This is a genomic window from Streptomyces sp. P9(2023), from assembly GCF_032436795.1.
GTDB lineage: Bacteria > Actinomycetota > Actinomycetes > Streptomycetales > Streptomycetaceae > Streptomyces.
On the sequence record NZ_JAUPWM010000009.1, the window covers coordinates 87,120 to 109,495 of the forward strand.

Below are 22,376 nucleotides of genomic sequence, written 5' to 3' on the forward strand. Positions count from 1 at the left end.
ACAGATGACCGTCACGGCTGCCACTCTCTCCCCGACTCGTAAGAGAGTTCGTGCTCCACAGCTCTGTTTGCACTGCCCGGACGACCCACCCAGCCGTCCGGTACCCCCCTCGCAAAAGGAGTCTGCGTGAGATCCACGCCCAGCCGTCGCGCCACCGCGACCGGCGCTCTGATCGCCGCCGCCGCCATGATCGCGGTCGGCATCCAGTCCGGTTCCGCCGTCGCGGACGACCCCCGGACCGTCGCCCCGAAGTCCCAGGCCGCGGGCAAGGCCAACCCCGGCAAGCTGCCGGCCGACCTTTCCCCGGCCCAGCGCGCCGCGCTGATATCCGCGGCCGACGCGGACAAGGCGGCCACCGCCAAGTCCCTCGGCCTCGGCACCCAGGAGAAGCTCGTCGTCCGCGACGTGGTCCAGGACCGCGACGGCACGACCCACACGCGCTACGAGCGCACCTACGCCGGGCTGCCGGTCCTCGGCGGCGACCTGGTCGTCCAGGAGACCAAGGCCGGCGTGACGCAGGGCGTCACCAAGGCGTCCCGCGCGGAGCTGAAGAACGTCGACATGACCGCCGACGTCGCCCCGGCCGCCGCCGAGAGGCAGGCGCTCGGCGCCGCCGCCGCGGAGGGCTCGAAGAAGACCGCCGCCGAGCGCGCCCCGCGCAAGGTCCTCTGGATGGCGCAGGGTTCGCCCGTCCTCGCGTACGAGACCGTCGTGGGTGGCCTCCAGAAGGACGGCACGCCCAACGAACTGCATGTCGTCACCGACGCGAAGAGCGGCAAGAAGCTGTACGAGTGGCAGGCCGTCGCGACCGGCACCGGTAACACGATGTACAGCGGTCAGGTCACTCTCGGTACCAGCGGCACCGGCCCCTACACGCTGACCGACGCCGGCCGCGGTGGCCACAAGACGAACAACCTCAACGGCGGCACGTCCGGCACCGGGACCCTGTTCTCCGGCCCGGACGACGTCTGGGGCAACGGCACCCCGCAGAACGCCGAGACCGCGGGTGCGGACGCCGCCTACGGTGCCGGGGTCACCTGGGACTACTACAAGAACGTGCAGGGCCGCTCAGGCATCCGCGGTGACGGCGTCGGCGCGTCCTCCCGGGTCCACTACGGCAACGCGTACGTCAACGCCTTCTGGCAGGACTCCTGCTTCTGCATGACGTACGGGGACGGCGCCGGCAACACCAAGCCGCTGACGTCGATCGACGTGGCAGCGCACGAGATGACGCACGGCGTCACCTCGAACACCGCCGGCCTCATCTACAGCGGTGAGTCGGGCGGCCTGAACGAGGCCACCTCCGACATCTTCGCGGCGGCCGTCGAGTTCTACACCAACAACCCGCAGGACCCGGGCGACTACCTGGTCGGCGAGAAGATCGACATCCGCGGCAACGGCACTCCGCTGCGCTACATGGACAAGCCGAGCAAGGACGGCGCGTCCAAGGACGCGTGGTACTCCGGCATCGGATCGATCGGCGTCCACAACTCCTCGGGCGTGGCGAACCACTGGTTCTACCTGCTCTCCGAGGGCAGCGGCGCCAAGACCGTCAACGGCGTGAACTACGACTCGCCGACCTCCGACGGCCTGCCCGTCACCGGCATCGGCCGGGACAAGGCCGCGCTGATCTGGTTCAAGGCGCTCACCACCAAGTTCAACTCGAACACCAACTACGCCGGTGCCCGTACGGGTACGGTCGCGGTGGCCACCGAGCTGTACGGCGCCGGCAGCGCCGAGGTGAAGGCCGTCGAAAACGCCTGGGCCGGCGTCAACGTGGGTGCCCGTCCCGGTGGCGGCGACCCCGGTACCGGCAAGGTCTTCGAGAACACCGCGGACGTCTCCATCCCGGACAACGGCGCCGCGGTGACCTCCACGGTCAACGTCACCGGCGTCACCGGCAACGCGCCGGCCACGCTCAAGGTGGACGTGAACATCGTCCACACCTATCGCGGTGACCTCGTCGTCGACCTCGTCGCCCCCGACGGCTCGGTCTACAACCTGCACAACCGGTCCGGCGGCAGCGCCGACAACCTCGTCCAGACCTACACCGTGAACGCCTCCTCGGAGGTCGCCAACGGCGCCTGGAAGCTCCGCGTCCAGGACACGGCCGCGATCGACACCGGCTACATCAACAGCTTCAAGCTGACCTTCCCGTAAGACCGGCAGGTCATCACGGCGGCCCGGACGGACTCGTTCCGTCCGGGCCGCCGCACGTCGTGCTTAGGCTGGTGGGCATGATCAGGGTGCTGCTCGCGGACGACGAGACGATGATCCGGGCCGGGGTGAAGGCGATCCTCGCCGCCGATCCGGGGATCGAGGTGGTCGCCGAGGCGGGCGACGGGCGGGAGGCCGTCGAGCTGGCGCGGCGCCATCTGCCGGACGTGGTCCTGCTCGACATCCGGATGCCGCGCCTGGACGGGCTCGGGGCGGCGGAGGAGCTGCGGCGGGTGGTGCCGGACGCGGCGGTGGTGATGCTGACGACGTTCTCGGAGGACGCGTACATCGCCCAGGCGCTCGGTTCGGGCGCCGCGGGCTTCCTCCTCAAGTCCGGCGATCCGCGGGAGCTGCTCGCGGGGGTACGGGCGGTGGCGGGCGGCGCCGCGTTCCTCTCCCCCGAGGTCACCCGTCGGGTCATCGCCCACCTCCCCACCGGCCGGCTCTCCCGCGCGGCCGAGGCCCGCGAGCGGCTCGCCCCGCTGACGCTCCGCGAGCGCGAGGTCGTGGCACTGGTCGGCGCGGGCCTGTCGAACGCCGAGATCGCGACCCGGCTGTACGTCGTCGAGGGCACCGTGAAGGCCCACGTGAGCGCGGTCCTCTCCCGCCTCGGCCTGAAGAACCGGGTGCAGCTGGCGATCCTGGCGTACGAGGCGGGGCTGGTCGAGGACTGACGGCGCCGCCGGGCCTCTGCGGCTCGGGCTCCAGCGCCGGGTCGGAGGTCGACAGGGCGGGCGCGCGTGCCGCGGGGCATGACTTTCGTCGGGGGCCCGGCCCGCGCGCGTCCGGCAAGCTGGTCGGATGCGTCGTGAACGACTTCGGGATCTGCTGCTCGACCTGGGCCTCTGGGGGCTGCTCTGCACCCCCGTACTGCTGCGGCTCGACCCGAACGACGGCGGCTCGTGGGGGCAGGTCGCCGTCGGGATCGCCGTTCTCGGCGCGGCCGTCGCGTGCTGCCGGGTCCAGCCGCTGGTCTCGCTCGCCCTCGCCGTCGCGCTGAGCCTCGCCACCTCGCCCGAGCTGTTCACCCCGGCGTACGCGCTCTCGCTCGTCGCCTTCGGCTATCTCGCCGGGCGGCGGCAGCGGCACACCCGGGCCGCGCTTGCGCTCTTCGCCGCCGTCGCGGCGCTCGGCTTCGCGCTCGTCCCGCTCTCCGACGGGAACGTCTCCCAGGGCTTCACCGTCGTTCTCGTCCTCGCGCTGGCGATCGTCGCGCCCTGGCTGACGGGCCGGTACGTCCGCCAGTACGCCCGGCTCGTCCGGGCGGGCTGGGAGCTGGCCGCGCGCATGGAGCGCGAGCAGGCGGCGGTCGCGGACCGGGAGCGGCTGCGCGAACGGTCCCGGATCGCGGGCGACATGCACGACTCGCTCGGTCACGACCTCGCGCTGATCGCGCTGCGCGCCGCCGCGCTCGAAGTCGACCCGGGGCTCGGCGGCCGGCAGCAGGCCGCCGCCGGGGAGTTGCGGGTCGCGGCCGCCAACGCCACCGGCCGGCTGCGGGACATCATCGGCGTGCTGCGCACGGACGAGGACGCCGACGGGGAGCGGGACGCCCCCACGACCCCGGTCGGGGAGACGGTCGAGGAGGTCGTGGAGCGCGCCCGCGCGTCCGGGCTGAGCGTGGAGCTGACGGTACGGGGGCCGGCCGGGGAGACCCCGCCGATGGTCGACCGCGCGGTCCACCGGCTCGTGGTGGAGTCCCTCACCAACGCGGCCAAGCACGCCCCGGGAGCCCCGGTCCGGGTGGCGGTGGAACGGACGGCGGTGGACGGGACGGCGGTGGAACGGACGGCGGTGGAGGGGACGGCGGCCACGGTGTCGGCGGCCACCGTGACCGTGGCCGTCTCCAACGGCCCGGGGGAGCACCGCCCCGCCCCGCCCGCGTCCGGCGGCACCGGGCTCGTCGGGCTCGACGAGCGGGTGCGGCTCGCCGGGGGGCGGCTGACGCACGGGGCGCGGGCGGACGGCGGGTTCGCCGTGCGGGCGGTGCTGCCGCTGGAGCGGGGAGCCTCGCCGGTGCCGCCCGCGGCGCCCACCTCCGTACGGGAACGGGACCGGGCGCGGCGCGAGGTGCGGCGCGGGCTCGCGCAGGCGATCTGGATCCCGCTCGCGCTGGTCGCCGCGCTCGGGCTCGTCATGCTGGCGTTCGGGCTGTGGACCCAGTCCCGGTCGTTCCTGGACCGGGACGACTACGTCGAGCTCCGCGTCGGCGATCCGCTCTCCGCCGACGCCGAACGGCTCCCGCCGCACCCCCTGGACGGGCCGCCGGCCGACGTCCCGCCCGAGCCGCCCGGCATGGACGCCTGCCTGTACTACCGGGCGACGATGACGGCCTCGGTCCCCGTCTACCGCCTCTGCCTCGTCGACGGGCACCTCGCCGACAAGGCCGTCGTCGGGTGAACCGGCGTCAGTTCGGGTTGCCCGCGTGGGTCAGGGTCTCCCAGGAGACGAAGTAGTTGTCGGTGCCGGAGGGCCGGTGGCTCTCGGTGTAGATCCCGGTGTTGGTCATCGAGATCCCCATGCGGCCGTTGAGGGCGTTGTAGCCGACCTCCGTCACCCGCCCGAGGCCCTTCGTCACCGTGCCGCCGCAGAGCCAGGACGGGACCGCCGTGCCGTTCTCGTACTTGGTGTGGAAGCCCATGGCGTGCCGCAGCCGCTCGGAGACCTGCGGGTAGAGGTCCTGGCCCTGGATCCGGCTGGTCTCGGCCGTGTGGACGGCCGCCGCGAGGCCCCAGCCGGTGTGGCCGAAGTCCCGGCAGGTCTCCTGGGAGATGCCGTCGGCGAAGGTCGACTGTCCCTGCCAGTACTTCACGATCTCGTCGCGGGTGTCGATGCCGCTGTTCGGCGGCGGCTTCGGCGTGGCGCCGTCCGAGGCCAGGTAGATGTACGCGGGGACCCGGCCGAGGTAGGTCGTGACGGCCTTGTCGTAGGCCGCGCGGTCCTCCAGGTGGACCGCGATGCCGATCGCGGCCTCGGTCATGATGAGTTCCCAGTTGCCGTTCTTCGTCGCGGCCCCGTTGATGACCTCGGGCAGGTAGACGTTCCGCAACATGGTGGCGAAGCGGCCCGAGTTGGTCCAGCCGCCGGTGTACGTGTGCTTGATGATCTCGGCGGCCCGGGGCCAGGAGGAGCCCGCCCAGCCGGTCTGGAGCGGGGCGTTGGAGTTGGTGTGGTCCGTGATCACGGCCGACCAGGCGTCCATGATCTCGATCGCCTTCTGGGCGTGCCGGGTGTCCCGGGTGATGTACCAGGCGAGGGCCTGGGTGTACGCGGCGACCGCGTCCTGCCGCTCGTCCGTGCAGCCGTAGTTGGGGTTGGAGGACGAGCCGCACTCGACGATCGCGCGGGGCTTGGGCACACGGGTCAGAGAGGCGTAGGAGCTCGCCATCATCTGGTCGTACGCGGCCTTCCAGGGCTGCGCGCCCGCCTGCACCTTCCCCCGTACGAAGTCGAGTTGGGGCCGGGAGACGACGACGCCGGGATGGGTGAAGGTCGCCGGGGCCGCCACCTGGAGCGGGGCGGACCGCTCCGGAGCGGGCGCGGCGACCGTCGAGACCGGGACGGAGACGGCGACAGCCGCCGTGAGGGCGAGGACCAAGGCTCTGAGGCGCATGTGGGGGGTGCCTTTCGTTCCTGTATGTGAACGTCGGGCGGAGGATTGAACTCCGCGTCGAGCGAGGAACCTAGGGGCACCCCATGGACACGTCAACACCCTGGTCCAGACCACCTCACCTCAGGAGCACCCCGGCCCCCTCCCCCGTCGCCTCCGTCGGCAGCGTGACCAGGCCCGGTTCCGCCGCCGACGCGAGCAGCGGGTGGGTCGGCAGCACCCGGACCGTACAGCCGAACGGGCCCGTACGGTCCAGGACGAGGGAGCCCTCGTAGGGCAGCCTGCCCTCCAGGTCCGGGCCGGCCGCGGGCTTCAGCACGCAGACCCGGGTCTCCACCAGCGCGTCGTCCGGGGTGACCCGGCCCGCCACCGCCTGCACCTCCACGTCGTCCGGCCGCAGTTCGCCGAGCGCCACCCGGACCCGTACCGCCGTCGTCGCGCCCAGCTCCGCGTCGGCCAGGTCCTCGCCGAGCTCGCCCACCTCGATGTGGTCGATGACCAGCTTCGGCCAGGCCTCCCGTACCCGGGACTTCCACGCCGCCAGTTCCCGCGCGGCCGCCGGTCCCATCGCCCGGTGGGCCAGCGCCGCCGGGGCGTACAGCCCCTCGACGTACTCCCGCACCATGCGGTCGGCGAGCACCTTCGGGCCGAGCTCGGCGAGTGTCCTGCGGACCATCGCCGTCCAGCGGACCGGCACCCCGTCCGCGCCCCGGTCGTAGAAGCGGGGCGCGACCCGGCGCTCGATCAGCTCGTAGAGCGCGGCCGCCTCCAGGTCGTCGCGGCGGTCCTCGTCCGTCGCCGCAGCCCCGTCGGCCGTGGGGATGGCCCAGCCGAAGTCCGGCTCGAACCACTCGTCCCACCAGCCGTCCAGGACCGAGAGGTTGAGGCAGCCGTTGAGGGCGGCCTTCATCCCGCTCGTGCCGCAGGCCTCCAGCGGGCGCAGCGGGTTGTTCAGCCAGACGTCGCAGCCGGGGTAGAGCTTGCGCGCCATCGCCATCCCGTAGTCGGGCAGGAAGACGATCCGGTGCCGCACGCGCGGGTCGTCGGCGAACCGCACCAGCTCCTGCACGAGCCGCTTCCCGCCGTGGTCGGCCGGGTGCGCCTTGCCCGCCACGACGAGCTGCACGGGCCGCTCGGGGTGCAGCAGCAGCGCCCGCAGCCGGTCGGGGTCACGCAGCATCAGGGTGAGCCGCTTGTACGAGGGGACCCGGCGGGCGAACCCGATGGTGAGCACGTCCGGGTCCAGGACGGAGTCGGTCCAGCCGAGTTCGGCCGTCCCGGCGCCGCGCTGCCGCCAGGAGTCCCGGACCCGTTCCCGTACCTCGGTCACCAGCTGTTCGCGCAGGGTCCGGCGCAGCTCCCACAGCTCGCGGTCGTCGGTCTCGGCGGCGTACGGGCCGACCTCGGGCGCGGTCCAGGTCGGTGCGTGGACGCCGTTGGTGACGGAGGTGATCGGCACCTCCTCGGAGTCGAAGCCCGGCCAGAGTCCGCCGAACATCTCGCGGCTGACCTGGCCGTGGAGGGTGGAGACGCCGTTGGCGCGCTGGGCGAGGCGCAGGCCCATGGCGGCCATGTTGAAGAGCCCGGGCTCGCCGCCGAGCGGGGTCTCGTCGCCGAGGGCGAGGATCCGGCCGACCTCGACGCCGGGCAGCTCGCCGTCCTCGCCGAGGTGGCGGGCGACGAGGCTCCGCTCGAAGCGGTCGATGCCGGCGGGGACGGGCGTGTGGGTGGTGAACACGGTCCCGGCGCGGACGGTCTCCAGGGCGGCGTCGAAGTCGAGCCCCTCCCCGCGCGCGCCCTCCCCGCGCGCCGCCTCCTCGGCGAGTTCCCTGATCCGTTCGAGGCCGAGGAGGCCCGCGTGGCCCTCGTTGGTGTGGAAGACCTCGGGCGCGGGGGTGCCGGTGAGCCGGCAGTACGTGCGGACGGCGCGGACGCCGCCGATGCCGAGGAGCATCTCCTGGAGCAGCCGGTGCTCGCTGCCGCCGCCGTACAGCCGGTCGGTGACCTCGCGTTCGGCGGGCGCGTTCCCCTCGACGTCGGAGTCGAGCATCAGCAGCGGTACGCGGCCGACCTGGGCGGTCCAGATGTGGGCGTGCAGGCCGCGGCCGCCGGGCAGCGCGAGGGTGACCCGGGCGGGGGTGCCGTCGCTCTCGCGGAGCAGGGTGACGGGCAGCTCGCCTGGGTCGAGGACGGGGTAGTGCTCCTGCTGCCAGCCCTCGCGGGAGAGCGACTGGCGGAAGTAGCCGTGCCGGTAGAGCAGTCCGACGCCGACGAGCGGGACGCCGAGGTCGCTGGCGGCCTTCAGGTGGTCGCCGGCCAGGATGCCGAGGCCGCCGGAGTACTGCGGCAGGGCCGCGGCGACCCCGAACTCGGGCGAGAAGTACGCGATACGGGCGGGCAGCTTCGCGTTGCCGCCCCGCTGCTCCTGCTGCTCCTGCTGTTCCTGGTACCAGCGGGGGGCGTGCAGATAGTGGTCGAGGTCCGCGGCCGCGGCGCCGAGCCGGGCCAGGAAGGCCTGGTCGGCGGCGAGCGCGGTGAGCCGGGCGGCGGAGACGGAGCCGAGCAGCCGGACCGGGTCGAGGTCGTCGGAGCGGCGGCCCCCCGCGCGGCCTGCGTGGTCGGGGTCGACGGAGCGGAAGAGCTCACGGGTCGGGTCGTGCCAGGACCAGCGCAGGTTCCGCGCGAGGTCGGTGAGGGGTCGAAGGGTGTCGGGGAGGACGGGACGCACGGTGAATCGACGGATTGCCTTCACGTTGTCCACCTTCGCAGGCGAGTACGGAGCGGAGCCGACGCACCACGCTGTGCAGCCGGGCTGTGCATCCACCGACCGTAGGGCACTCCGCTCTTCCGGGCCACGGCGCGCGGGGGTGGTGCCGTGGCCCGGAAGGGGCGCCGACGCGGCGCGCCGACGGCCCGGAAGAGACGCCGACGCAGCACGCCGACGGCCCGGGGAGGCGTCAGCGCGGCGCGCGGAGGCCCGGGAGGAGCGTCAGCGCTGCGCGGCGACCGGCAGCTCCCCGGGCCGCACCTCGTACGGCGAGCCCAGGTTGACGGTGGTCGGGTCGGCGGCGCCGGTGGCGGCGTAGCGCGCGGCGACGGCGGCCAGTTCGGCGGCGGGGATCACCTGGTGGATGTCGGTGAAGCCGTGCGGAGCCCGCTGGTGCGCCAGGTTGATGACGACCTCGGGGCCGAACCGCCGGTTGGCGCACTGGAGTTCGGTGGTGACGGGCCTGCGGGCCGCTTCGTAGGCGGCGAGCGCTTCGGCCGGGTCGCGGTGGAGCGCGAGGGAGTGCGCGAGGGCGCGCGCGTCGAGGATGGACTGCGAGGCGCCGTTGGAGCCGATCGGGTACATGGCGTGGGCCGCGTCGCCGATGAGGGTGGTCCGGCCGTGGGTCCAGCGCGCCAGCGGCTCGCGGTCGACCATCGGGTACTCGTGGGCGGTGGGGGCGGCGCGGAGGATCTCGGGGACGCTGACGCCCGCGAACTCCCAGCCCTCGTAGTGGTGCAGGAACGTTTCGACAGGGACGGGCCGGTTCCAGTCGCCGAGGTACCGCTCGTCCGCCGTGTCGGCGGGCCGGGCGAGGGCCCAGTTGACCAGCACCTCGCGGAAGGGCCCGGAGGGCCGGCTCATCGGGTAGACGACGGCCTTCTGCCGGTCGTCGCCCGCGATGAGCATGAAGGTGCCGACGGACCGGGCCGGCATCCGGGAGACCCCGCGCCACACCAGGGTCCCGTTCCACGGCGGGGCGCCCTCGCCCGGGTTGAGCGCGGCCCGGACCGCCGAGCGGATGCCGTCGGCGCCGACGAGTACGTCCGGTTCGAGGGAGGCCCGGCCCCGGACGGCGCCGTCGCGGTGGACCAGCTGGATGCGGGGGCGGCCGTCGGGCAGCGGCTCCACGCCGGTCACCCGGACGCCGGTCACCAGGGCGGCGGCGCCGAGCCGTTCCCGTACCGCCTCGGCCAGGACCTGCTGGAGGTGGGCGCGGTGGATGGAGAGCTGGGGCCAGCGGTAGCCGGCGCCGAGGCCGCGGGGTTCGCGCGAGATCAGGCCCCCCGAGCGGTGGTAGTACCGCAGTTCGCGGGTGCGCAGCGCGCCGGCTTCGAGGCTCGGCAGCAGGCCGAGCGCGTCGAGTTCGCGGACCGCGGGCGGCATCAGGTTGAGGCCGGCGCCGACCGGACGGCTCTCCCGGGCGGACTCGACGACGGTGACCCGGTCGAACCCGGCGGCGTGCAGGGCGAGCGCGGCGGTGAGACCCGCGATGCCGCCGCCCGCGACGACGATGTGGAGCGGCCCGGCACCGGGGTACGGGAGTGGGTTCGTCATCGCGCTCCCCCTCGGGGCGCGGAGGCGGAGGCAACTGGTGCGGGGGCATGCGCCGGAGTGTGGAAGCCGGTACGAGCCGCTCCCGACACGCCCTGCGCCGCGCGCCGCACCAGCGTGTCGTTGTCCCTGGTCAGGTCCAGGATCGAGCGCAGCAGGGCGACGGGCGCGCCGCCGCTGCCCTCCTCGTAGAGCCGTACGTCGTCCGCGTAGGCCTTGCGCGCGATGCCGATGTGCCGGGCGCGGAAGGTCTTGAGGATCTTCAGGACCCGGCCGAGCGCGTGGGCGGAGGCGGCCAGTTGCGGGGGCAGCCGGTCGCCGCTCTCCCAGCTGACGGCGGCCGAGAGCTTGCTGACGGCGGAGACCCGGCCCGCGTACCGGGCGTGGAAGTCCCGCCAGGACGGCAGGCTGTACTGGACGGATTCGGCCAGGAACCCGTCGTAGGCCGGGTCGGAGCGGTCGCACTGCCAGAGCGTCAGGTCGACCAGCCAGAGCGGGACCTGCGCGGCGGCCGGGCCGAGGTAGTCGCGTCCGGCGACGTCGACCTCCTCGAAGTACGGGCGCAGGGTGAGCGCGAAGTACTCCGGGCTGACCTCGGCGACCGTGAGGTCGATGGCGTCGACCATCGACTGGACGTGGTGGGCGATCCGGTCGAGGGCGACCACGAAGCCGGGGTCGTACGGTTCGAGCGTGGCGAGCCGCCCGCAGCTGTCGAGGGCGGCGACGAGGCCGGGAAAGGCCATCCGTACGGCGTCCTGGAGCCGGGCCTCCATGGCGTCGCCGGTGTACATCCGCTGGCGCGGCCCGAGCGGGTTCCAGGTCGTGTAGTGGTGCACGGTGTCGCGGGGCACCATGTCGGTGCGGCGGCCGAGGAGTTCGAGGACCGGGAGGACCTCGGGGACGGCGGCCGTCGGCTGGATGCCGTGGCGTTTCAGCGAGCCGAGCAGGATGCCGAGGTCGCGCATCGCGGCGAGCGCGTCGACCACGCTCCACTCGGCGGCCAGCTCGCGTTCCGGGACGAGGGCCCGCAGGGCGACGGTCAGCGCGGCCGCGTCGCCGCGCTCGTTCATGCCCGGCACCGCCGCCAGCAGTGCGTCGGCGCCGAGCGGGTCGGCGGCGCGGATGTCGGCTATGCGGTAGCGCGGGTCGCCGCGCTCCTCCAGCCTTGGCGCGACAAGGTCGTACAGGGCCAACGGAATGCCCCCTCTGTTTTGGGGCTCGTTCACCTCCGGGCGCCTCGCGCGGGGCGTCGACGGTCGCTCGTGCTGGGGCCCCTACGTTCCTCGGGACCTGCGCGCGATCTTCCCGTACGACTCCCGCGACGCCCTTCGGCTCACTCGCCGGGTCTACGTGGTCACCGTGCTCACCGTGGTTCGGTCACGCGGCCCCGGCGTGGCGGCGCCGGGGTGGGCGTGGGCAGGCGCAAGCGTAGGGAGATCACCGCGGCGACGGCGGCGAAGGCCCCGCCGACGAGCAGAGCGGCCCGGAAGCCATCGGTCTGAGCGACCGCGGTGGCTGATTCGGTACGGGTGGTGGCGACGGCCACCAGGACCGCGAGGCCGAGTACCGAGCCGAACTGCTGGGCGGTGTTGACCAGTCCGGACGCGAGCCCGGTCTCCTCGGGAGCGGCGTCGGCGGTGGCGGCCACGTTGGTGGTGACCATGACCAGCGGCAGCGCGGCGCCGAGGAGCAGGCTGGGCGTGAGGACGGTGGTGGCGAAAGTGCCGTCGGAGCGGAGCGCGAGGGCGAGCCAGACCGTGCCCGCGCAGAGCAGCGCGAAGCCGAGGGTCATGGCCCGGGTCAGCCCGATCCGGAAGATGAGCCGGCCGGTCTGCGGGGCGACCGCGACGACGACCAGGGAGAGCGGCAGAAGCCCGAGGCCGCCGCCGAGGGGCGCGTACCCGAGCACGCTCTGCAGATAGAGGCTGACCAGGAAGAACATCGGGAACAGCGTCATCTGGGCCAGCGCGCTGAGGACGTTGGCGCGGCGGAGCGCGGGGCGGGCGAGGACGGCGGGCGGCACGAGGGGCCGCGCGGTACGGGTCTCGACGACGGCGAACACGGCGAGGAGGAGGAGTCCGGCGCAGCCCGTCCCGAGGGTGGGGGCGGACAGCCAGCCGTGTGCCTCCGCCCCGACGAGGGCGTACGCGACGAGGGCGAGGCCGGCGGTGACGGTGAGGGCGCCGACGAGGTCGAAGCGGTGCCTCTTGTCCGCCGGAAGGGTCTTCGTGCCGAGGACGCGCAGGGCGAGGGCGCCGAGCAGCAGCGCGGCGAGGACGTTGAGCCAGAGGGTGGAGCGCCAGCCGAGCAGGTCGGTGAGGACACCGCCGAGCACGGTGCCGAGGACACCGCCCAGGCCGCCCATCGCGGCGAACGCACCGAGCGCCCTGTGCCGCGCGGGCCCGTCGGGGAAGAGGACGAGCAGCAGGGCGAAGGCCGCGGCCGCGGCGAACGCGGCACCGACGCCCTGCGCGGCCCGGGCGGCGACCAGAACACCCGCGTCCGGCGCGAGCCCGCCGAGCGCGGAGGCGAGGGCGAGCAGTCCGAGCCCGCCGAGGAACACCCTGCGGTGCCCGAGCAGGTCGGCGGCGCGTCCGCCGAGCAGCAACAGCCCGCCGAAGGCGATCAGATACGCGTTGGCGACCCACGAAAGCCCGGCCGAGCCGGCCCCGAGGTCCGCCCCGATGGAGGGCAGGGCGACGTTGACGATCGCGGTGTCGAGGATGAGCAGCAACTGCGTGGCGGCGAGGAGCGGGAGAGCGCCACGGGGGCCGCGGGCACCGGTCACGGCCGCCTCCGCCTCCCCGGCCGCGGTCACTTCTTCGTACCCAGGTCGTAGCCGTCCAGGCAGGTCCGGGCGAGGGCCTCGCAGTCGTCCGCGGCGCCGGCCCAGGTCTGCATCGTGAGGTAGACGTGCGGGGCGCCCTGATAGAAGCGTTCGTACTGTTCGTGGCGGCCGGCGAACTCCGAACCGAGGGCGTCCCAGGCGAGTTTGAGCAGCTTGAGCCGGTCCTCGGCGGGGTGGCCAGGTGTGCGGAGGTACTTTCCGATCACCGGTCCCAGCTCGGGATGGAGCAGATCGCGGGCGCTGGCGGGGGTCTGCACGATGGCCCCACCGGCGAGCAGCTTGATGTCGGCCACCGCACGCGGATACAGCTCGCCGGCCATGATGCGCTGCGCGAAGGAGATGTCCTGCCCGGGCCGCACGCCGCCGCGTCCGCCCGCGACCGGCTCCCAGGACGCCTCGGCCCCGAGGACGAACGCCTTGGCCTGGGCGACCATCCCGAGCAGCCGTCCGATGGCCTGGGTGACGGCCGGCAGCGTGTCGGTTCCGTTGGACCGAACAAGGAGGATCGCAAGCCCGGTGAGAAACTCCAGCTTGGTCCAGAACCGGGTAGCCGACTGGTGGACGAAGTTCAGATAGGCCGGCGTCTCCCACCAGATCGCGCCCGTCGCGGCCACGTCCCGGTAGGTCAGCACCCGTTCCCACGGCACGAACACGTCCTCGCAGACGAGCAGCGCGTCGTTCTCGTCGTACCGCGAGGAGAGCGGCTGGTCGAAGACGGACCGGGCGTTGCCTTCGTACGAGGTCCGGGAGACGAGCTTGAGGCCGGGCGTGTCGACCCGTACGGAGAAGGTCACCGCGCGGTCCACGGCCTCCGGCGCGAGCGGCTCGATGGTCCCGACGAGGATCTCGTCGGCGAAGACGGCCCCGGTGCCGATGGTCTTGGCCCCGCGCACGAGGATCCCGCCGTCACGCTCCTCGACGACCCGCAGGCCCTCGCAGGCCGGGTCGGTGATGGTGAACGCGCCGTACAGCCCGCCCTCGGCGAGCCGCCGGTGGTAGGCGAGGGCGTTCTCGCCGCCCTTGAAGGCCCCGCTGTCGAACACCTCGGGAGCGGCGGCGAACCCGGCGGCCCCGGACGCCATGTAGTCGGGCGTCCGTCCGAGGAACCCGTAACTCGCCTCGGCCCACACCTTGTACGCCCGCCGCCGGGCGACCAGGTCCTCGTACGACCGGGGCACGGCGTACGCCCGGTGCACCCCGCCCGACATGAGCTCGGAGGTGTGCGGGGACTCATGGGCGAGGTCGAAGAGCCCGGCGAAGGAGGCCGCGGTGGCCCGGAAGGCGGGATGCGCGGAGACGTCCTTGACCCGCTCCCCGTCGAGCCAGACCTCGCGCCCGTCGCGCAGCGCCTCCAGATACTCCTGCCCGGACCTCGTCACGGTGATATCGCCTCTCCTCGCACGTCACGGCTGTCTGCCGGTCCCGAGCCTTCACGGCCCAGGACGCACGAGGCAATGAACGTCCGTCCACCGGTTCTTAAGAACCGGCCAGCCCCCGCCCGTTCACGCGGCTTTTGCGCAGATAGCGCACGGTGAGGAACCGATTACCGAACTACTCGGCACCAGGGCACCCCAGTTGGTCGAGGGGCGGAAGACCGCGCGCGTACCCCTCGACCTCGCGGGAGGGCGAGGCGCCGCGCCCTCACGCGGCGCTGCAGACCCCCGACCGGTACTCCCCCGGTGTCATCCCGAACCACTTGCGGAACGCGAGGTGGAAGCCGACCGCGCTCTGGTAGCCGACGCGGGAGGGGACGGCGGACTGGGGGAGGGTGGTCTCGGCGAGGAGGCGGGCGGCCTCCTGCATGCGGCGGGAGGTCAGGTGGCGGGCCGGGGACTCGCCGACCAGGTCGCGGAACGCGGCGGTGAACGCCGAGCGGGACATCCCGACCTCGCGGGCGAGGGAGTCGATGGTCCAGGGCTGCGCGAACCGGGTGGCGATCATCACCACCGCCTGGCTTATGCCGGGATGGCGCAGCAGCGGCAGCGAGGTCGGGTTGTCGGCGAGGTCGCGCAGCAGCGGTCGGAGCGCGAGGACCAGGGCCATCTCGAAGGCACGCAGGGTGATCAATCGGTCCCCGGGGCCCACCGGGCGGTCCGGCGAGGCGAGCAGCCGCAGGGTGTCGCGGAGCAGCGGCTCGCGGTCGACCTGGGCGCCGTCGAGGACGAGCGCCCAGGGCAGTGAGGTGTAGAGCCCACTGGCGGCGCTGGCGTCGTAGTGGAGTCCGGCGCACAGCAGCCGGCTCTCGGCGCCGGTGCCGTCGATACGGATCTCCCCCGACGTCCCGGGCCTGCGCTCGGGCAGCACCGCCCGGAGCGGTACGCCCTGCCGGTCGGGCCGGTCGGAGAGCCGGTGGGCGATGCCGGTGGGGAAGACGATGAGGTCGCCGGCGGCCAGCTCCAGGGGGGTCTGGCCGTCGCCGGTGATCCAGCAGCCGCCCTCGACGATGTAGTGGAGCACGGCGCAGCTCTGTTCGGCGTCGCCCTCGATGGCCCAGGGCGCGCGAACGTGCCAGCGGCTGTCGAAGACGCCGGTGAGACGGAGCGGTTTGAGCAGTTCGCTCAGGAGGTCCTCGGCCTCGTCTTCATCACGCCGGTCGTCACGGTCGGTTGCCACGGTGTCCATGGACGATCCTTCAACTTCCGCCCCGGTTTGTTAATTGAACGGTGTGAGCCGCCGCCGCCAGCCTGAGAACGACGTCACGGCAGCCACCACACCCTATCGAAGGGCCTCCACCACACATGTCCAGTCAGATTCCGATGCGGGTAGCGGTCGTGGGAGCGACCGGATTCCAGGGTGGCGCGATCGCGCGCCTGCTCGTCGAGCGGCACCACCGGGTGCGCACGCTCACCCGGCGCCCGGCGGGCGACCGGCCGCCGCTGCCCGGCGCGATGTTCGTCGCCGGTGACCTGGCCAGACCGGCCGACGTGCGGCGGCTGTTCGAGGGGACGACGCACGGGGTGGTGACGATGCCACTGGTGTACGACCCGGAGCGGATCCGCCGTTACGCGCGGAACGTGGCGCTCGCGGCGCTCGCGGCCGGAACCGTACGCCTGGTCCTCAACGCGAACACCCGGGTGCCGCAGGGTGCGACCTCGGTGGCGGCGTTCGAGACCCGGCGGATCGCCGAGGAGGAGCTGCGGAACTGCGGCGTCCCGCTGGTCGTCGTACGGCCGCCGGTCTATCTGGACAACCTGTTCTCGCCCTGGAACGGCCCGGCCCTGGTGAACGAGGGCGTCCTCGCCTATCCGCTGCCGGCGTCCACGCCGACGGCCTGGCTGTCGCACCGGGACCTGGCGGAGGCGGTGCACGCGGCGCTGACCGGGGAGGGCCTGGAGGGCCGGACCTTCGACATCGGCGGGGCGCGGTCGCTGACCGGCGAGGACCTCGCGGCCGCGTTCAGCCGCGGGCTCGGCCGTACGGTGCGGTATCTGCAGCTGCCGCCCGAGGTGTTCGAGCGGGGGCTCGCCCAGCTGCTCGGCCCGGAGACGGCGGCCGGTGTCGCCGGGATCTACCACTACATGGCGACCGGCGAGGACCCGCTGCTGCTCGCCGCCGACGACGGGGTGTCGGCGGAGGTGCTCGGGCTGCGGACGGCTCCGGTGGAGGAGTGGGTGACGCGTCAGCCGTGGCAGATGTGGTCCGGCGACACGTCCGGCGACACGGAGGAGCAGTCACCCTCCGCCCAGGGCTGACATTCCGCCAGAAGACGAGAACCGGTCTCGCCCCGAGAGGGACGGGGCCGGTTTCCTGTGTCCCGGCACCTGCCCGCGCGCGCCGGATTCCTGTGTCCCGGCGCTTGCCCGCGCGACTACGCCCGAGTAGTTAACAAAGCGCCGGATTGCCCACCCGGAACGAGTGGAAGGCTCCCCCGGTACAACCCCGTGTCACCCCCGTACGGATGTCCCGTACGACACCCGTAGACCCACCGTACGTACACCCGTAGACCCGCCATCCGAGTGAACGCGGACAGGAGCGGCCATGCCCGCAACCCGCCAGCCGTCGACGGAGCTACAAAGAGCGCACCACCACCCGCACCCCCGTACCCCCTCAGGTGATGCTGTGAATCCGCTCATGGGACGCATTCCCGTACTGGACGTCCGCCCCCTGGTCGACTGCGGTCGCCGCCCCGCGAAGGCGGTGGCCGGGGAGACCTTCGAGGTCACCGCCACCGTCTTCCGCGAAGGCCATGACGCCGTCGCCGCCAACGTCGTGCTGCGCGGCCCGTCCGGCCGCCCCGGCCCCTGGCTCCCGATGCGTGAACTCGCCCCCGGTACCGACCGGTGGGGCGCCGAGGTCACCCCGGACGCCGAGGGCCGGTGGACGTACACGGTCGAGGCCTGGAGCGACCCGCTGGCGACCTGGCGACATACCGCGAAGATCAAGATCCCGGCGGGGATCGACTCCGAGCTGGTCCTCGCCGAGGGCGCCGTGCTGCACGAGCGCGCCGCGAAGGGCGTCCCGAAGAAGGGCGGCGGCCGGGAGGCCGTGCTCGCGGCCGCCGACGCGCTGCGGAACGAGTCCCGGCCCGCCGCCGCAAGGCTCGCGGCGGCGCTCGCCCCGCAGGTGACCGAGGCCCTCGACCGGCACCCGCTGCGCGAACTGGTCAGCTCCTCCCCCACGTTGCCGCTCCAGGTGGAGCGGGAGCGGGCGCTGTTCGGCTCCTGGTACGAGTTCTTCCCGCGCTCGGAGGGCGTGAAGAAGGTACGGGGACGGACCAGGCCAGGCACGTTCCGTACCGCCGCCGAGCGGCTTCCGGCCATCGCCGCGATGGGCTTCGACGTCGTCTACCTCCCGCCGATCCACCCCATCGGCACCACGCACCGCAAGGGCCCCAACAACGCCCTGGCGGCGAGCCCGAACGACGTCGGTGTGCCGTGGGCGATCGGCTCCCCGGAGGGCGGCCACGACGCGGTCCACCCGGACCTGGGCACGATCGAGGACTTCGACGCCTTCGTGGCGCGGGCCCGCGAGCTGCGCCTGGAGGTCGCGCTCGACTTCGCGCTCCAGTGCTCGCCCGACCACCCGTGGGTGGAGAAGCACCCGGAGTGGTTCCACCACCGCCCGGACGGCTCGATCGCCTACGCCGAGAACCCGCCCAAGAAGTACCAGGACATCTATCCCGTAGCGTTCGACCAGGACATGAAGGGCATCGTCGCCGAGACGGTCCGGGTGCTGCGGCACTGGATGGACCACGGCGTACGGATCTTCCGGGTCGACAACCCGCACACCAAGCCGGTGGTGTTCTGGGAGCGGGTGATCGGCGAGATCAACGGCACCGACCCGGACGTGATCTTCCTGGCGGAGGCGTTCACCCGGCCCGCGATGATGCGCACCCTCGGCGCGATCGGCTTCCAGCAGTCGTACACGTACTTCACCTGGCGCAACACCAAGGACGAGCTGACGGAGTACGTCACCGAGCTGTCCGGGGACGCGGCGGCCTACATGCGGCCGAACTTCTTCGTGAACACCCCGGACATCCTGCACGCCTACCTCCAGCAGGGCGGCCGGCCCGCGTTCGAGGTGCGGGCGGTGCTCGCCGCGACGCTCTCGCCGACCTGGGGCATGTACGCCGGCTACGAGCTGTGCGAGGGCACCGCGCTACGGGACGGCAGCGAGGAGTACATCGACTCGGAGAAGTACCAACTCCGGCCCAGGGACTGGGAGTCGGCGGAGCGCACGGGCGCCTCGATCACGCCCCTGATCACCACGCTCAACCGGCTCAGGCGCCGCCACCCGGCCCTGCGCCGGCTGCGGAACGTGCGCTTCCACCCGACCGACAACGACGCGGTGATCGCGTACAGCAAGCGGTCCGGCTCGAACACCGTTCTCGTCGTCGCCAACCTCGATCCGCACCACACCCAGGAGGCCACGGTCTCGTTGGACATGCCGGAACTCGGCCTCGACTGGCACGAGACCGTACCGGTGCGCGACGAGCTCACCGGCGAGACCTATCACTGGGGCAAGGCCAACTACGTGCGCCTAGAGCCGGGCGTCACGCCCGCGCACGTCTTCGCCTTGCGACCGTCCCCGCCGATCGGAGGGTCACCCACATCATGACCGTCAACGAACCCGTCCCCGACACCTTCGAGGACACGCCCGCCAAGGACCGTGACCCGGACTGGTTCAAGAGGGCCGTCTTCTACGAAGTGCTCGTGCGCTCCTTCCAGGACAGCAACGGGGACGGCGTAGGCGACCTCAAGGGCATCACGTCCCGCCTGGACTACCTGCAGTGGCTGGGCGTCGACTGCCTCTGGCTGCCGCCGTTCTTCAAGTCCCCGCTGCGGGACGGCGGCTACGACGTCGCCGACTACACCTCCGTGCTGCCGGAGTTCGGCGATCTCGCCGACTTCGTGGAGTTCGTGGACGCGGCGCACCAGCGCGGGATGCGCGTGATCATCGACTTCGTCATGAACCACACGAGCGACGCGCACCCGTGGTTCCAGGACTCGCGCGCCAATCCGGACGGGCCGTACGGCGACTACTACGTCTGGGCCGACGACGACAAGCAGTTCCAGGACGCCCGGATCATCTTCGTCGACACGGAGACCTCGAACTGGACCTTCGACCCGGTGCGCAAGCAGTACTACTGGCACCGGTTCTTCTCGCACCAGCCGGACCTCAACTACGAGAACCCGGCCGTGCAGGAGGAGATCCTCTCGGCGCTGAAGTTCTGGCTGGACCTCGGCATCGACGGCTTCCGGCTCGACGCGGTGCCGTACCTGTACCAGACGGAGGGGACCAACTGCGAGAACCTCCCGGCCACCCACTCCTTCCTGAAGCGGGTCCGCAAGGAGATCGACGACCACTACCCGGACACGGTGCTGCTCGCCGAGGCGAACCAGTGGCCGGAGGACGTGGTCGACTACTTCGGGGACTTCGCCTCGGGCGGCGACGAGTGCCACATGGCGTTCCACTTCCCGGTGATGCCCCGGATCTTCATGGCCGTACGGCGCGAGTCGCGCACTCCGGTCTCCGAGATCCTGGCCAAGACCCCGGCGATCCCGGACGGCTGCCAGTGGGGCATCTTCCTGCGCAACCACGACGAGCTGACGCTCGAGATGGTCACGGACGAAGAGCGTGACTACATGTACGCGGAGTACGCCAAGGATCCCCGGATGCGGGCCAACATCGGCATCCGGCGGCGGCTCGCCCCGCTCCTGGACAACGACCGCAAGCAGATGGAGCTGTTCACCGCGCTGCTCTTCTCGCTGCCGGGCTCGCCGGTGCTGTACTACGGCGACGAGATCGGGATGGGCGACAACATCTGGCTCGGCGACCGGGACGGGGTACGGACCCCGATGCAGTGGACGCCGGACCGGAACGCGGGCTTCTCGTCCTGCGATCCGGGCCGGCTCACGCTGCCGGCCATCATGGACCCGGTCCACGGCTTCCAGGTGACCAACGTGGAGTCGGGGATGGCCTCGCCGTCGTCGCTGCTGCACTGGACGAAGCGGATGATCGAGATCCGTAAGCAGAACCGGGCCTTCGGGCTCGGCTCGTACACGGAACTCCCGTCCTCCAACCCGGCGGTGCTGGCCTTCCTCCGGGAGTCCGACGACGACCTGGTGCTCTGCGTGAACAACTTCTCGCGGTTCGCGCAGCCGACGGAGCTGGACCTGCGGCAGTTCGACGGGATGAGCCCGGTGGAGCTGATCGGCCAGGTGCGGTTCCCGGCGATCGGGCAGTGGCCGTACCTGCTGACCCTGGCCGGTCACGGCTTCTACTGGTTCCGCCTGAAGAAGAGCCGGTTGACGATTTCCTGACGGATCGTCAGTCAACTGCCCGGGGTGGGGCGGGTTTCCCCCGCGCCACCCTGGGCACTGTGTCCCACACACAGTCGATTCAGGTCCATACGGGCCTTCTTGTCGGGCCCATACGGATCTTCCCCATCCGACACGTCCCGCACATCCGGACAGCCGAAGCCGCCATCCGGGACACTCTGCGCATTTGAACTCGATTCCTGCGAACTCGAATGTGCGCCCCCCGGGGAAAGGACGCGTTGCCATGCCGGAGACCGCATCCACCACCCGGGCCCCGGCCGCCCTCCTCCCGTCACTCGCTCCCCTGCTCCATGAATGGCTGCCCCGGCAGCGCTGGTTCGCGGGCAAGGGCCGCCGGGTCATCGGATTCACGCTGGAAGCGGCCACCGAGCTGCTGCCGCTGGACGGCACGGGACCCGGGCTGCTGCACCTCCTGGTACGGGTGGAACAACCGGCCCGCCCGGCGGGCACGCCCGCCGACTGTTACCAACTCCTGCTGGGCGTACGCACCCAGCTGCCGCCGCGCCTCGCCCCGGCCCTGATCGGGCGGATCCGGCAGGGGCCGCTGGCCGGCCGGGCGGTCTACGAGGGGCTGCGGGACCCGCGGCTCGCCGGACTGCTCTACGAACGGCTGCGCACGCCGGGCCGGATCGGCGGCCTGACGTTCCACGGCGCGGCCTCGCTGCCCGCGTCGCTCGCGCCCCGGGTCCTGGACGCCGAGCAGTCCAACTCCTCCCTCGTGTACGGCGATACGTACATCCTGAAAATCTTCCGGCGGGTCAGCCCCGGGGTGAACCCGGACCTGGAGCTGCCGCTCGCGCTCGCCCGGGCCGGGTGCGCGCGGGTGCCGGCGCCGGTGGCCTGGTTCGAGTCCGGCGCGAGCACGCTGGGCGTCCTCCAGCCGTATCTGCGGGACTCGCGCGACGGGTGGCGGCTCGCGCTCGACGCGCTCGCGGCGGGCCGGGAGTTCACGGTCGAGGCGCACGCGCTCGGCCGGGCGACGGCCGAGGTGCACCTCGCGCTGGCGACGGCGCTGCCGACGGAGCGGCTGCGGCGGACGGAGACGGAGCACCTGGCCGCCGAGATGGACCAGCGGCTGCACGCGGCCGCGCAGGCGGTGCCGGCGCTGCTGCCGTACGTGCCGGGGCTGCGGGCGGTCTTCGCGGCGGCGGGGGCGGGCTCCGGGCACCTCCAGCGCATCCATGGGGACCTCCACCTCGGGCAGACGCTGCGGGCCGCGGACGGCGGCTGGGCGGTGATCGACTTCGAGGGCGAGCCCGCGAAGCCCCTCGCCGAACGGTGCCGAACGCAGCCGGCGGTCCGCGACGTGGCGGGCATGCTCCGCTCCTTCGACTACGCGGCCCGCACGCACCGGCCGTGGAACGCGGAGTGGGCGACGCGGTGCCGCGACGCGTACTGCCAGGGCTACGCGGAGGTGTCGGGCACGGACCCACGCTCGGACCCGGCACTGCTCCGCGCCTACGAAACGGACAAGGCGGTCTACGAGGTCCTCTACGAAGCCCGCCACCGCCCGGACTGGCTCCCGGTCCCCATGGCCGCAATCGAACGCCTGTCGGGCAAGACATGACCCCCGCCACCCCGTCGCGGGCGCCGCTTCCG

14 protein-coding genes are annotated in these 22,376 nt (G+C 72.6%); 7 read left to right on the plus strand and 7 right to left on the minus strand.

What is annotated here, in order from left to right; translation table 11 throughout:
* Positions 1-126: 126 nt before the first annotated feature.
* The 3 genes from Q5762_RS15665 to Q5762_RS15675 all read left to right on the plus strand — a co-directional run bounded on the left by Q5762_RS15665 (position 127) and on the right by Q5762_RS15675 (position 4,617).
* Entirely contained in the window at positions 127-2,160 is a 2,034-nt protein-coding gene (locus Q5762_RS15665; RefSeq protein ID WP_315892703.1) for a M4 family metallopeptidase, read from the plus strand.
* 77 nt (positions 2,161-2,237) lie between these two features.
* On the plus strand, positions 2,238-2,891 hold the full coding sequence (locus Q5762_RS15670; RefSeq protein WP_315892704.1) for a response regulator transcription factor: 654 nt from the start codon (positions 2,238-2,240) through the stop codon (positions 2,889-2,891).
* Positions 2,892-3,018: 127 nt separating this feature from the next.
* Complete coding sequence (locus Q5762_RS15675) at positions 3,019-4,617, plus strand: histidine kinase (RefSeq protein WP_315892705.1); 1,599 nt, start codon at positions 3,019-3,021, stop codon at positions 4,615-4,617.
* Between the two features lie 7 nt (positions 4,618-4,624).
* Here Q5762_RS15675 and Q5762_RS15680 read toward each other — a convergent pair whose 3' ends face one another.
* From Q5762_RS15680 to Q5762_RS15710, 7 genes are all read right to left on the minus strand, one after another.
* Positions 4,625-5,830 carry an alginate lyase family protein gene (locus Q5762_RS15680; RefSeq protein WP_315892706.1) on the minus strand — a complete coding sequence of 402 codons (1,206 nt, stop codon included), beginning with the start codon at positions 5,828-5,830 and terminating at the stop codon, positions 4,625-4,627.
* A 115-nt stretch (positions 5,831-5,945) separates the two neighbouring features.
* Complete coding sequence (gene glgP / locus Q5762_RS15685) at positions 5,946-8,579, minus strand: alpha-glucan family phosphorylase (protein WP_315892707.1); 2,634 nt, start codon at positions 8,577-8,579, stop codon at positions 5,946-5,948.
* Between the two features lie 237 nt (positions 8,580-8,816).
* Entirely contained in the window at positions 8,817-10,151 is a 1,335-nt protein-coding gene (locus Q5762_RS15690) for an FAD-dependent monooxygenase (RefSeq protein WP_315892708.1), read from the minus strand.
* Positions 10,148-11,341, minus strand: coding sequence for a monodechloroaminopyrrolnitrin synthase PrnB family protein (locus tag Q5762_RS15695; RefSeq protein WP_315892709.1), 1,194 nt, complete (start codon positions 11,339-11,341; stop codon positions 10,148-10,150). Before Q5762_RS15695 ends, Q5762_RS15690 begins: the two co-directional genes overlap by 4 nt.
* Positions 11,342-11,511: 170 nt before the next feature.
* A complete protein-coding gene (locus Q5762_RS15700; RefSeq protein ID WP_315892710.1) occupies positions 11,512-12,936 on the minus strand; it encodes an MFS transporter in 1,425 nt (474 codons plus the stop codon).
* Between the two features lie 26 nt (positions 12,937-12,962).
* A complete protein-coding gene (locus Q5762_RS15705; RefSeq protein ID WP_315892711.1) occupies positions 12,963-14,375 on the minus strand; it encodes a 4-hydroxyphenylacetate 3-hydroxylase N-terminal domain-containing protein in 1,413 nt (470 codons plus the stop codon).
* A gap of 262 nt (positions 14,376-14,637) precedes the next feature.
* Positions 14,638-15,618, minus strand: coding sequence for an AraC family transcriptional regulator (locus tag Q5762_RS15710; protein WP_315892712.1), 981 nt, complete (start codon positions 15,616-15,618; stop codon positions 14,638-14,640).
* Between the two features lie 116 nt (positions 15,619-15,734).
* Between Q5762_RS15710 and Q5762_RS15715 the strand changes: the two genes are divergently transcribed.
* The 4 genes from Q5762_RS15715 to Q5762_RS15730 all read left to right on the plus strand — a co-directional run bounded on the left by Q5762_RS15715 (position 15,735) and on the right by Q5762_RS15730 (position 22,344).
* Positions 15,735-16,688 carry an NmrA family NAD(P)-binding protein gene (locus tag Q5762_RS15715; protein WP_315892713.1) on the plus strand — a complete coding sequence of 318 codons (954 nt, stop codon included), beginning with the start codon at positions 15,735-15,737 and terminating at the stop codon, positions 16,686-16,688.
* A gap of 379 nt (positions 16,689-17,067) precedes the next feature.
* Positions 17,068-19,053, plus strand: coding sequence for an alpha-1,4-glucan--maltose-1-phosphate maltosyltransferase (locus tag Q5762_RS15720; RefSeq protein WP_315892714.1), 1,986 nt, complete (start codon positions 17,068-17,070; stop codon positions 19,051-19,053).
* The gene (gene treS, locus Q5762_RS15725; RefSeq protein WP_315892715.1) at positions 19,050-20,759 is read left to right on the plus strand and encodes a maltose alpha-D-glucosyltransferase; all 1,710 of its coding nucleotides are present in this window, start codon (positions 19,050-19,052) and stop codon (positions 20,757-20,759) included. The genes Q5762_RS15720 and treS overlap by 4 nt, the downstream gene beginning before the upstream one ends.
* A gap of 241 nt (positions 20,760-21,000) precedes the next feature.
* Positions 21,001-22,344, plus strand: a complete 1,344-nt coding sequence (locus Q5762_RS15730) for a maltokinase N-terminal cap-like domain-containing protein (protein ID WP_315892716.1) — start codon at positions 21,001-21,003, stop codon at positions 22,342-22,344.
* Positions 22,345-22,376: the final 32 nt, after the last annotated feature.